At 43.9% G+C, this 12869-nt stretch carries 10 protein-coding genes; 8 read left to right on the top strand and 2 right to left on the bottom strand.

Features of this window, described 5'->3' with window-relative positions; genetic code table 11:
- Window positions 1-205 precede the first annotated feature (205 nt).
- Both GX089_00675 and GX089_00670 read left to right on the top strand, forming a co-directional pair.
- Complete coding sequence (locus GX089_00675) at window positions 206-655, top strand: hemerythrin domain-containing protein (GenBank protein NLP00984.1); 450 nt, start codon at window positions 206-208, stop codon at window positions 653-655.
- A 69-nt stretch (window positions 656-724) separates the two neighbouring features.
- Window positions 725-2053 (top strand): glycosyltransferase family 4 protein, encoded by a 1329-nt coding sequence (locus GX089_00670; GenBank protein ID NLP00983.1) that lies wholly within the window; start codon window positions 725-727, stop codon window positions 2051-2053.
- A 238-nt stretch (window positions 2054-2291) separates the two neighbouring features.
- Here the strand turns inward: GX089_00670 and GX089_00665 are convergent, their stop codons facing one another.
- Complete coding sequence (locus GX089_00665; protein ID NLP00982.1) at window positions 2292-4460, bottom strand: diguanylate cyclase; 2169 nt, start codon at window positions 4458-4460, stop codon at window positions 2292-2294.
- A gap of 191 nt (window positions 4461-4651) precedes the next feature.
- Between GX089_00665 and GX089_00660 the strand changes: the two genes are divergently transcribed.
- Window positions 4652-5692, top strand: a complete 1041-nt coding sequence (locus tag GX089_00660; GenBank protein ID NLP00981.1) for a hypothetical protein — start codon at window positions 4652-4654, stop codon at window positions 5690-5692.
- Window positions 5693-6809: 1117 nt separating this feature from the next.
- Here GX089_00660 and GX089_00655 read toward each other — a convergent pair.
- Window positions 6810-7727: an alpha/beta hydrolase gene (locus tag GX089_00655; protein NLP00980.1), complete on the bottom strand. Its 918-nt coding sequence runs from the start codon at window positions 7725-7727 to the stop codon at window positions 6810-6812.
- A gap of 222 nt (window positions 7728-7949) precedes the next feature.
- On the opposite strand from GX089_00655, the gene GX089_00650 reads away from it, so the two are divergent.
- The 5 genes from GX089_00650 to GX089_00630 form a co-directional block, all read left to right on the top strand.
- Window positions 7950-8741 (top strand): MBL fold metallo-hydrolase, encoded by a 792-nt coding sequence (locus tag GX089_00650; protein ID NLP00979.1) that lies wholly within the window; start codon window positions 7950-7952, stop codon window positions 8739-8741.
- 15 nt (window positions 8742-8756) lie between these two features.
- Window positions 8757-9431, top strand: coding sequence for an orotate phosphoribosyltransferase (gene pyrE / locus GX089_00645; protein ID NLP00978.1), 675 nt, complete (start codon window positions 8757-8759; stop codon window positions 9429-9431).
- Between the two features lie 123 nt (window positions 9432-9554).
- Entirely contained in the window at window positions 9555-10142 is a 588-nt protein-coding gene (locus GX089_00640) for a hypothetical protein (GenBank protein ID NLP00977.1), read from the top strand.
- 298 nt (window positions 10143-10440) lie between these two features.
- Complete coding sequence (locus GX089_00635; GenBank protein ID NLP00976.1) at window positions 10441-10671, top strand: transposase; 231 nt, start codon at window positions 10441-10443, stop codon at window positions 10669-10671.
- 203 nt (window positions 10672-10874) lie between these two features.
- On the top strand, window positions 10875-12869 hold a 1995-nt coding region (locus GX089_00630), incomplete at its 3' end, for a serine protein kinase PrkA (GenBank protein ID NLP00975.1).

Genomic DNA, 12869 nt, shown 5'->3' with positions numbered 1-12869 from the left:
CGATAAATGCCACCGATAAATGCCGCCGATAAATGCCGCCGATAAATGCCGCCGATAAATGCCACCGATAAATGCCACCGATAAATAACGCCGATAAATAACGCCGATAAATAACGCCGAAAATAACGCCACAGAAAATCTGGCACACAAATAGCGTCATAAATCTCTAACAGAAACCAGCCTGACACACAAAGGAGGTATATCGATGCATCCGGAATTCTACGAGCAGATCCGCACAGAGCACAATGAGGTAAAACAGATACTTAACAGGATGTTAAATTCAAGCCCCAGCCGTCGGGAGACTCTCATAAAAGAGCTGAAAGTCGCCCTGGTCCCTCATCTGGAGGGTGAAGAGAAGGTCTTCTACCCTGTGCTTGACAGCAAGAGAGAATCGCACGAGATTATACTCGAGGCACTCCTGGAGCACCGGATTGCCCGCAATCTCTTCAACGAGCTTATGGATTTAAATGTTGATGCTGATGACTGGATTGCAAGGACGAAGGTGCTGAAGGATATAATCGAGCATCATATCGAGGAGGAGGAATCGGAAATTTTCCAGGCCGGCGAAAAGCTTATCTCCCATGAGCAGATTTCTCAAATTTATGAGAAATATATTCAGGAGGAAAAAGGGTTAAAGGACAGACTGGCAGCGTAAGATCGCGGATTGATAAAATTAGAATACCTGGAATAATGATTCAGAGATGCTAAAAAGGGTGTAAAGGAAATGGCGCAGACGGGATTGCTTGACAATAAGACAATACTGCGTTTTTCACACGCCTTAAGCGGGGGCGGTGGGGTTGAGGTTCATATCGATAATCTCAACAGGATGCTTCTCTCCCGTAATGCGGTAAAGATTCTCTATCTGTATCTTCCTGAGGAGGATGGGGTTGAGATTACGGAGGAATCTGCAGGAAGAGGGACTCTGGTTAAAATACCTCTTAGGGTAGACAGGTCATCCAGTGTTCCTTTCAGAGAAGGTCTCAACCGTTATCAGCACAATCTTTTCATTTCTTTTTTCAGGAAAACCTACAGCAGGTTTAAGTATCTCAATCAATATGTGCTTTATAAGGCAGGGAAGCAGATGTTTATGCCCTATTTCAGGGAGGTGTCCGGTTTTAAGGAGGTTTTAGCCGGTCTTTTCAAGGAGCATAAGGTTGATCTTATTGTGAATCATTTTCCAGGCGGAAGGGATAGTTTACAACTGATGGCCGCTGCTGCAGAGGTCAATATCCCGGTGCTTATAATCAATCATTTTGATAATGCATGGTTTAATTACTTCCCGATCCGTCAACAGGTTGACAGAACCCGGTATGTATCAGGTGTGACAGGTATAAACATACCGGGATATCTGCGCCGGAGATTTATCAATATATCCAATGGAGTAGACACCGATTATTTTGATCCCTGGAAGGTGTCTTTCAGAACGGTTTCCCAATATCCTGTGTTGCTTCTTCCTGCACGTATATGGCCCATGAAGGGTCATCTGGACCTCCTTCAAACCGCTCATATGCTTAGAAGTAAAGGGATAACCTGTTTTCTTGTATTTGCAGGCCGGTGTGATTCCGATTCTTTCAGAGAGGAGCTTTACACCTGGATAAAGAAAAAGGGAATGAAAGATCAGGTCATGTTCACCGGGCTTGTGAATCATGACTCTTTGCGTCAGTACTACAGATCAAGCACACTTGTGGTTCTTCCCACATATCAGGAGGGGTTTGGAAGGGTTGTTGTTGAGGCGCAGTCGATGGGGGTTCCTCCGGTGGCTTACGATGTCGGGGGACTTAAGCAATCATTAATCAAGGGGAAAACCGGAATATTGGTTAAAAAAGGGGACAGAAGGGCATTGTGTGAGGCTATCGAAGGGCTGCTGAAGGATGAGAAGAGGAGAAAGGAGATGGGCAGGGAGGGGAGGAATTTTGTGGAGAGGGTTTACAGTCTCAGGTCATTGGTGGAGCGTCATGAGAGGGTTTACGAGATGATAATACGGGGAGAGCCGGCAGTAAAGTTGAACGGGATGATTGATGAGGAGATGAGGGGGCATTTTGGTGCCACTTAAAATATCCGTTGCTTCTGAACCTTCAAAAAACACTCATTAGACTACACTCATTAAGATATTCGAATTTGTAGGGTAAAATTGATCAAAATTTTAGAAAAATAAGTATATCCTATGGGAAATTGTCTGAACTTAATCTGATTAGACGATTTTCTATGATTTAAGGGTAAGATTTTTCCTCAAAAACTCGTCGAAATTACAACACTCTATTCTTAAGAGGGCACAACGCAGATACGCTGCCTTACTTCTTTTCCTTACCTTTCATCCCTGGATTGAAAATGTTTACCTGGTTCCTTCCGTGCTCCTTTGAGAAGTAAAGCGCCTTGTCTGCATTATCGATAAGCTCCTGTTGAGAGGAGGCAAGAGAGGGAAACGTGGCGCATCCTATACTTACTGTGACCCTGAGTTCCCTGTCAAGGGATCTGATGATGTGATTCTCAATTGTTGTGCGGATCCGTTCGGCTGTAACCAGTGCACCCTGTTCAGCTGTCTCAGGGATAATAACAGTAAACTCCTCTCCGCCATATCTCGCTGCGACATCATTGATCCGGATAGATCTGCGGATACAGGCGGAGATCTCTTTAAGCACCAGATCACCGACAGGATGTCCGTAGGTGTCGTTAAAGGATTTGAAGTGATCGATATCCATGAGGAGAAGGGAAAGAGGCCTTTTGTATCTTCGGGAGCGCTCAATCTCTTTTGACAAGATTTCCTGGAAATGGCGGTGGTTCACAAGTTCCGTGAGCCCGTCTGTTGTAGCAAGCCTTTCCATCTGCTGGTAAAGCAGTGCGCGAGTAAATGCAACCGATGCGTTCTCCACAATAGTGGCCATCACCTGTTCAATTTCACCGGAAAACTGGTCTGCAATTGAACTTTCGACAGAAAAAAGCCCTCTGCACCTCGATTCATCATCGGTAATCGGAAAAATAATAAGAGACCTGAGATAAGGGTTGGGGATTTCATCGGGCATGAACCTGTAGTATTTAGATTCATAAAGCCTGAAATCCTGAATGTTGATCACTTTACGTTTCTGCAGGGCATAGGAGTAGATACCTGAATTGAGGTTAAACTCCATTCCCTCATGGATGTCGTTTCCCTCTCCGTCAATTCTGCTTAATACCGCGCATTTCTTTTCCATATCGTAGATAATTGCGATCTGGCGGGTGCAGGGGGTCACCATCGGGATCATCCTGAAGAGCACATCGAAGACATCATTCACCTTCAATGCCGTTGTAAAGTGATGGCTTGTCTGATAAAAGGTCTTGAATGTATTGGCCATCCTCTCCTGAAATATTCTCATCCTGGCATTTGAGATAAGAGCTGCAGCTAAACCCGAAAACCTGCGGAGTATCTCCTTGTCCTGATCTTTGAACGCAAGTTTATCAAGGCTGTCGAGTAATAGCACTCCCAGCAGTTCATCTTTATCGGAGATTATCGGAACAGCCAGTATGGAATTTATCTCTACACTATCAGAGTAATATAGAGTTTCAGAGTTGTAGTTGGAGAAATTGCCGCTCATAAATGAGCGTTTTTCAGAACCGATTTTTCCAACCACACCTTTTCCCAGGGGAATCGAAACTCCTTTGATAATATTCATGCTTCTGGACTGGTAAGAATTAAGAATAAAGACTCTGTTTACCGGATCATAGATAAAGGCAAGCGCTGAGTAGGCTTTGAAATTCCTGCTCATGAAATAGACGACACTGTACAGCAGATCCTGCACATCATTTTCTCCGCTGTGAATCAGTCCGGAATTACTGTCGATAGTAAACATTCGTGTTCTGGTCAGGTTATCGTAATCCTCTGATCCGGTGAGGTCCTCATTCTGGGACATTTCGGACTTTTGCGGTTTTCCCCGGGAGGGGATCTCTTGTCCTTTGTTTTTTATCAGGGAACCCGGGGAGAGAATCGAGGTGAAGAGACCTGCTGCAAAGAGGGGGGCAAAAGCATAAGCAGAGGCAAGGGCGTATTCAGAGAGGACAGAAAGTATTGCCTCTATGCCTTTCCCATAGTTTATAAAGGCTAAATGGGATAGCTCAGCGGCAAGCAGACAGAAAAACGGGAGAATCCAGGTGAATCTTTTCCCCATCAGTCCAGATGCGACAATTACAAAAAAGTAAAGCATCGGGATTGTGGTTGTAAGTGTTTCAGGGGAACTGGAGATAGAAAAATACCGTGCGGAAAATGACACTGCTGCAAGGGCGAAAGAGGCTGTGAGGGAGAGATTCCAGTGAGGTTGCTTCATTTTCAACAGAGCAAAGAGGAGAATTGCAATTGACGGGATAGAGGCAGTGATTTCAAAGGAGAAGGGGAGAGCAGACAGGAGGCCGTCGCCGGCACCCGAAGCAGTGATACCCAGGAGGGAGCCGAAAAGAATCCATTCAAGAGCAACGACCAGTTTTTTAAGCATATCCAGGATATCCTTGAGTTGTTTCTGTGTTCACGGTATTTTAAATTTGTACCTGTGATATCCGTTTTTTTTTACCGGATATTCATTGAACTGAGAATTATGGTAAGAGATAACAAGGTATCATACTATTTTATAATACCATGGGAAAAAAAGCAAAGGGTTTGGGGTACCTGAAGAGATCGCTGATTAAAATGATGGGCCGATCCGGTTCGGAGGCGTTTTTCTCTTTTCTTCTTCCAAGGGAGAAAAACGATCCGTTCAGTTTTCCGGTTGATACCAAGTCTGTAAAAGAGATCATAGTGATTCTTCCATGCACACCTCTTGAGGTTCTTTATCAATTGCGGAATCTGGTATCCATTGTTTCAGTTTTCAGTCATGCAGGAGTGACAATTTTCTCTGAGCGCTCTGTTTCATCGTATATCAGGATGATTCCGGGGCTCAATGTGGTGGAGTTTGATGATGAGGAGCGATGGGGATTTTCCTCCTCGTTTTTTTCCAGAATGAAGGAGTATAGCGGCAGAGCAGATCTTTGTATTTTGCTGGATAGAACTCCTGATCTGGCGTTTTTATATTTAATCGGTATATCAGAGGCACCGGTGCGAGCGGGGTATTTTGAAGCAGGGAGACATCCGTTTCTGAATATCCGCGTAATTTCAGATGATTCAAACACTTATCTCCCTGAGCGAAATCTCACCATGGCTCGTCTTTTCGGGGCAAAACCGCTTAAAATCCGATGGAGTGTAGCGCGGAAGACATCCGATGAACTGGATCAACTTTTTAAGGAGATGAAGGTATCCAGGGAGGATAATCTGGTGGGGGTAGATGCGCAGTTTTTTATCAGGAGATTTGGAAAAGAGTGGACAGGGTTATTGCTGGAGAGATTGAAGAATCTAAATGAGGGAAAAACGTATCTGTATTTTGATGATAGTCTGGAAGATACGGAAATAGAGTGGTTAAATGGTCAGCCGTTTCCTGTTGTAACTGAACTGCCGATTTCCAGAACTGCAGCTCTGGTGAGCAGCTCTAAAGTTCTAATTACTGGAAATTCAGTGCTTTACGCATTGGCATCGGTTATGGGAACTCCTGGAGTGGGTTTTTTCCGTGATGAGGAGATAAAGATCTATTGCCCTCAAACATCGACACTTAAGGGAATTTTGTATGATGAGATTGCCGGTAAGGGATCGGTTGATGAGGTGATTGGGTTTGTTACTCAGTTTATTGCAGGACAGTAGAGTAAAGTTTTTTCTTGCATATATAGCCTCGCAGGTAGTTAGCTCGGAATCGGCATCGAGATCCCTCAGATTTGATAACCCCTGAATTGTTTTTCATTGTATTTACCTGGATATGAATCTTTTACGATTTCTGACTTTCCTCAGGGGTGAAATGTTTACTCTTAATCTCTAAACCTTAGTATCTGTCCTCAAACCTTAGTAGCAGAAAAACCAATGACCATATAACCTTATTTACCTTATTAATGAATTAACGAAAACCAGAAAAGGAAGTCATTAATTCACCTCCGGGGTGAGAGAATGGTTTAAGCGATTAAGTTAGATTCACCCCGCAGGTGAATTAGTGACATAAGGTGCCATCCAAAAATCATCGAATAAGATGATTCTGCGATCCACATAAAAGTAAAAAGATAGTCTGTCCCCAATTTTTCCGGAGCTGGTACCGGTACCGGAATCGAGATCCCTCAAATTGATAACCCCTGAATTTGTTTTACGATGGAATTTTCCTGGACAGGAATCTTTTACGATTAAATTGCTTACCTTCCTCAGGGGTGAAATGTTTACTCTTAATCTCTAAACTTTAGTATCTGTCCATAAAACCTTAGTAGCAGGCAGAAATACCAAATGACCATAACCTTATTACGAAACATGAAAATCGAGTACCATAGAGAGCACCCTTAAAGAGAAAAAAAAAGTCCGGCCCGGTTTTATTTCCGTGAGTCACCTCCGGGGTGAAAAAATGAAATTGCAGGGGACGGACTATCTTTTTCTATTTTTTTCAACTGTTTCACCTCTGGGTAAATCAATAACTTAAGCGCTGAAGTTGCTGATTCATCTCTGAGGTGAGTTATTCGACGGGATCAAGGATAAAGATGAGGATTATAAGCCTAAGTCTTTATAGTACAATGAGATAGGGAATATTAACCTGTATGTAATATGTTTTCTTTTCAGCATACGTAATTATTTAAATCACAAAGACTTAAGTCATAAATTCACCTCTGAGGTGAACTTTTTCCTTAACCAATTAAGTTGTTGATTCACCTGGGTGAATTGGTGAGTTAATCGCTTAAATTAAAGCTGCCGGTTACGGTTTAGGTCAATTAAAAAACACCACCCTCAATTACTCTCTCGCTGTCCAGTCAATCTCAGGATTTTTTACAAACGCCTCAATCTCATCCCAGACACGTCTATTCCCAAGTGCATCATTGTGCCCTGTTCCCTTCAGAAGCACCCATTTTTTCAGTTGGGGGCAGTTCGATGAGAGAGATTTGCTCTGGTTGATGGAGATCCGGCGGTCAAATTCCCCATGAAGCATAAGGGTGGGGACCTCAAGGGATGAGATAACTTCAATTGTGTTGAAATGATCTTTGAGCATTTTTTTGTTAATCCACTTAGGGAACCTGTTGGCTGCAACAGAATCGTATGTTGCCCATGCGCTGATCAATACCACCCCATTGATATCCCGGAGATTGTTTAGGGCAGTCTGAACTGCAACTGCAGCCCCCATCGACCATCCGCACACAAATTTGGGATTTGGCGGGAAATTTCTGCTGATCCATTTAAAAGCCGTATCTGCTGCTTCAATCAGGGATTTTTCGGAAGGTGTGCCCCCGCTGTTTCCATATCCTGGGTAATCGATAGCGAAGAAGTGTACTCCCATAGATGCAAACTCGCCAAAAATCCTCGATCCAAGCACTGTCTGCAGATTTTCACCGCTTCCATGAAAGTAAAGAAAAACCGGTGTGGAATCGTCATGCGGAGTAGTCCTGCTGAGCCATCCTACAAGTTTATATCCCGATGATCCCTTGAGAATTACCTCTTCAAGCGGAGTAGGGGGAGGAGAAGCTACTTTTGTTCTTGGGACAGAATAGATGGTCTGTCGTGAAAACCCGCACCCGGTTCCAAAAAACAGAGTTAATAAAAGGGTAGCGCAAACGAAAACAAAGACACAAACACGCATTGTAATAATATAGGGGAGAATGCCGGAAGTGTCAAGGTGTTTGGAAAACCGCCTGCAGGTTTGGGTTGTTCTGTTCACCGCATGTTTCCTCTCAATTATTTTAAGTTACCATTTGACCGGATCGGTGCCGGAATCGGAATCGATAAAAATGCACGGATTGTGACCATTGCCGAAGACTTTGCATTGATAATGAACTAAGCCTCGTGCTGTGGCGCGGAGAGGAAGAGAAGGGTTCGATACTGATACCGACCCTGACCAGTAAATAAACCGAGCCATTTACAAACATAATTAGGAATTCAAGTGAAAATTACATTTCTTGGTACTGGCACCTCACACGGTGTCCCATCAATAGACTGCATGATCAACGATTTCCGCTCCTGTCCCCAGGGTGTATGTAAACTTTCCGAAACAGATCCCGGACATAACAGAACCCGATCCTCAATTTTGGTCGAATGGGACGGTTTTTCCCTGCTGATCGATGTTTCTGCGGATTTCAGACAGCAGGTCCTCAGAGAAAGTGTGAAAAAGATCGATTCTGTTCTTATCACCCACGGGCATGCAGATCATGTAACCGGGATTCCCGATATCCGCTCTTACACAAGAGAGAAACCGGTTCCATTGTACGGATCTGAAGAATCGGTTGACATGATCAGAAAGTCCTATTCCTATGTATTTGAGTATCCACCCTGTACCGGAGGCGGAATTCCCCAACTTATAACAAATAAGGTCGATTCGCCATTTTACTTATCTGATCAGAAGGTCATTCCTGTACTGGTAGGGCATGGTGATCTCAAGGGATGCTTTGGTTACAGAATCGGGCCGTTGGCGTATATCCCGGACATGAGGACGATTGATGACGAGAACCTTAAAAAACTGGAGGGTACCGAGATTCTGGTTCTCAATTGCCTTCGAAGGGAAAAGGAGCATCCAACTCATCTGATTTTGCCCCAGAGCGTTGAGTTTGCAAGAAGGATCTCTCCCCGGAGGTGCTATTTTATTCACATGTGCCATGATATACATTATGAGCTTGATTCGAGGAATATCGATCCATTTATGGAGTTTTCCAGGGATGGTTTAAAGGTCGAGATCTGATTTGGGGAGGCTAAGTTGGTGAATTACAAAGAGGAATTTATTGAATTTATGGTCAGATGCAATGTTCTCACTTTTGGAGACTTTGTAACAAAGAGCGGGCGTCGTACACCCTTTTTTATAAACACTGGAAATTATAACACTGGTTATCAGCTTCTTAAGCTGGGTGAGTATTATGCTCAGAGTCTGATAGACAGCATGCCTGATGGGTTTGATGTGCTTTTCGGGCCTGCGTACAAGGGAATTCCTCTGGTTGTGGCCACAGCGATGTCTCTTTCTTCAAAATATGGGAAAAATGTGGCATTCTGCTTTAACCGAAAAGAGGCCAAAGATCATGGAGAGGGCGGCAGTCTGGTTGGCCATAAGCTTCGTGACGGGGAGCGGGTGGTGATAGTAGAAGATGTGACCACAGCGGGGACATCGGTGCGGGAATCTGTCCCGATGCTTAAATCTATGGCATCGGTTGATGTTAGTGGGCTGGTGGTTTCTGTGGACAGGATGGAGAAGGGCAGAACAGAGCGGAGTGCCTTGAGGGAGCTTCATGATGAGTTTGGGATGAAGACATTCTCTATTGTAACTCTTGATGAGATAGTGGGTTACCTGCACAACAGGACTTTTGACGGGAAAGTGGTTGTAGATGATGCACTGATGGAGAGAATTGCTCAATACAGGGAAACTTACGGAGCCAAATAAATTCAGTTACTTGTTCGTAGTTTGATACTTAGAAGACTTTTCCTGAGCGGAAAAAAGACCGGGAATAATCAATGATGAGAGACTGTATTGCATTCGAGATGTGGTAACAAACCCGGAATTATAATGAAGAACATTAAAGGAGCCCTTTTTTCCTCATCCATAGTTTTTCTCCTTCTCTCTTTGGCAGTACTTGTTTTCTCCTTCCGTAATCTCGGCAAATGGCTTATGGTTTCCGATCCTCTTCCCGGTCATCTGGACATCGTTTTTACCTTTGCCGGAGAGAATGTGAGAGTATCCTATTCAAAAGAGTTGATGAGCAGGTTCAGTGATGCGCACTGGATGTTAAGTGATTACAAGGATGGGCATTCGAGGCTGCTTAAGAGGAGCAATTATGATATGTCTAAAGTTTCTGTAATAGACAGTTGCAGAAACACTTATTCTGAAGTTGATGCTCTTATGAAGAGGCTGAGCTCGCAGAAGGAGGAGCTTCATGTCGGGCTGGTGTCAGGTCCTTACCACATGCGAAGAATCAAGATAATGCTCAGCCGTTATCCTGAAACCAAAAACTATCATTTTTACTTTCTTCCGGTCCCGCTGGAGCGTTACAACTGGACTGACAACATGATAAAGAAATGGTGGAGGTCAGGGACTGTTTCGTCAGCGGTGATATCGGAGGTTCAGAAGATCGTTTATTTCTTTTTGGTTACTTGAATTTTTAGAATACGGTGGAGGCCAGGTTTATTTCGGCTACGTTCAATGCACGCTTCGACTATGTTCAGCGTACAGAGTTTAAAATCCTCATTTCCCGATGCAAGATCTGTTCTTCAAGGGTGTTTACATCTCACTATAAATAGATTTCTCCGCGAAGACTCCTCGAAAAGACAACCATACTATTATTTGTGTTTAGGGCACATTTTGATCCCTGTCAAAATAGTAAAAACACTCCAACCAGGTACACAACCCAGAGCTCAGATGGCAACGCTTATATCCGCTGGAGAAGTTTTATTCAATGGTCCAGAAGCATTTAGATGGTGTTCTAAATTACTGTGATACTAAACTTCCATTAGAGCTTGTGGAGTGCCTGAATGGTAAAATAAAGATATTGCTTCGAAGGACTCGGGGATTCATAAATGAGCAACATTTTGCTTTACGCATCATGTTTATGACGATTCTCAGAGGTACAATTTTCCAAGTAGTTTCCACACATAAACCAGAATGGCCAAAAAAAGGAAATAACTAATTATAATTAAAGTTTCCAAATAATTTCCACCACGACTCGTATTCGATATTCGATATGGCAATAAAACACCGGCTTCACTAAGGCCCCGTAGAGATTACAATCCTTCCGGGAAAAAACAAATACCCATATCCCGTTTACCTAAACTTGGAAATTAAAATCCCTATTTCCAGCTGTTAACATCTTGCAGGAATTCAGGAGGAACGATGCCTGTACCAAAAAACAGTCTGCTGTACCATCTGGAAGCACTCAAAACAAAAAAGCGAACCTTTGAAAATGCTTTCCAGGGTGTTGCCAGGATGATTCTTGAGAGTCAGATAGAGAAGGTGGTTGTGAATGGAAAAACCACCTATGATTTCAGTATTTTCCGCACCGGAAAAAAGCATGTAATAGGAATGTACGATGAGATAAACAGCTTCGTATCCTATGTAAAAGATGCCGCAGAGGGCGGATCATCAGCGGAAATGGCTTTTGTGCTGGTGGGAGAACCAGGAAATGGAAAGACCTTTTTCGTGGAATTTCTCTGTAACAGGTACCGCGAGTTTCTGTCAGAAGACAAAAACCGCAAGTACACCTTCCGTTTCAATAATCTTGACAAGATCGGAAAGTACAGCAAGATTACAGAGATCGAATCTCAGACCTACGAAGATCCGGCTATCCTGGCAATGAACCTTCTTGAAACCAGAGACAAAACCATGGAGTATCTTTCCTCAGTAGTCGGATTTACTGACAAACAAATAGAGGATCTTTACTGGAATTACCGTCCTCTGGGAGCCTGCAGTGGATATATCTGGGATGATATCCGGGAAGTTACAGACGGTAAATTAGATGAGATGCTCTCCTTTGTGGAGATAGTACCTGTACCCCTTACCGAGAGTCTGGGAACTGTAACAGGGAAATATCCTGCAAAGGATAAGATGACCTCATCTGCAGTGGATCTCCTTGGTGAAGAATCGATACAGCGGCTTCTGCATATAACAGATACAAACAACCCATACCGTTTTGACCTGCGACGTGGAGCGCTGGCGCGAGTTGCCGGAGGAGGAATTCATTTCAGTGATGAGATCTATAAAAACAAAAAAGATCTCGTTCAGGTTTACCTCGGAGTGATTCAGAACCGCAATATCGAGATAGATGGATTCAAGTGGCCGATCGATACCCTTATAATAGCTACATCAAATAACTCCGAATTCAATCGCTTCCTTTCTGAAAAAGAAGAGGCGCCGATTGTTGACCGGTGCAGAATCTGCTATGTGTCCCACAACACTAACTACAGGCTGCAGAAAGAACTGACACAGTATGCTATCGGTAAAGAAGCTCGTACTACGCTCAATAGAGAAATATTGCATCAGGACCCCAACCTCAATTATGCAGCATCAGTCGCGGTCGTTCTCACCAGACTTGCCCGTTCGGAAAAACTTACTCCAATAGAGACCTTGAAATTGACAGCAGGAGAAGTTGCCGGCGAGAAGAGTATAAAAACTCTGGCTGAGGTGATAGATACCCTGAACCAGGATCCTGTAATTGTCAATCGATTCGGCCAGAGGGGACTCGGACAGAGAAACCTGGGAAGGGCGGTTCAGCTTCTGATAGAAAGCTCGGAGACAAATGAGGGCAAGTGCATGTTCGCTTACGATATCTTCAAGGCGCTTGAGAGAATCGTGCTCGATTATGTGACCGACGCCAACAGCAGGAAGAAATACCTCGAGGATCTCAAGATCGCCAAAGGGCTGTATCGGGAAAGGATCATGACCGAGATGTTCAATGCCTATATGGATGAGCCGCATGCGATCCGCAAGGATGTGATGAATTATGTCAATATGATAATCGGTATAGATGCCGAGAATCTGGGGCCGGACAGGATGTGGAAATACCGCGATCCGCAGAGCGGAGAACTGAAAGCACTCAAAATTGACGAAAGATACATAGCGAGTGTGGAGGAAAGGCTCGGTCTTAAAACAAGAGAACAGAGAGATATGTTCAGGACCTCTATAAGGAAGATATACGGGCAGAGAATCTCTCTCAATCCGGACTATGATTTCATGGACAATCTCGAACTGGTGAAAGCTGTTACCGATGTCCGTCTGAAGTCGGATATTGCAGGTGCTGGATCGCTTATCGGTGCGCTTGCCAACAGGACAAACGAAGAAAACCAGAAGCTCTATGACCGGATGATCCAGACGATGCTTCAGAAGCTCGAT

The organism is Fibrobacter sp., from assembly GCA_012523595.1.
GTDB lineage: Bacteria > Fibrobacterota > Chitinivibrionia > Chitinivibrionales > Chitinispirillaceae > JAAYIG01.
Note: the sequence above shows the minus strand (reverse complement) of the source record. Positions and strands in the feature narration are given on the sequence as shown.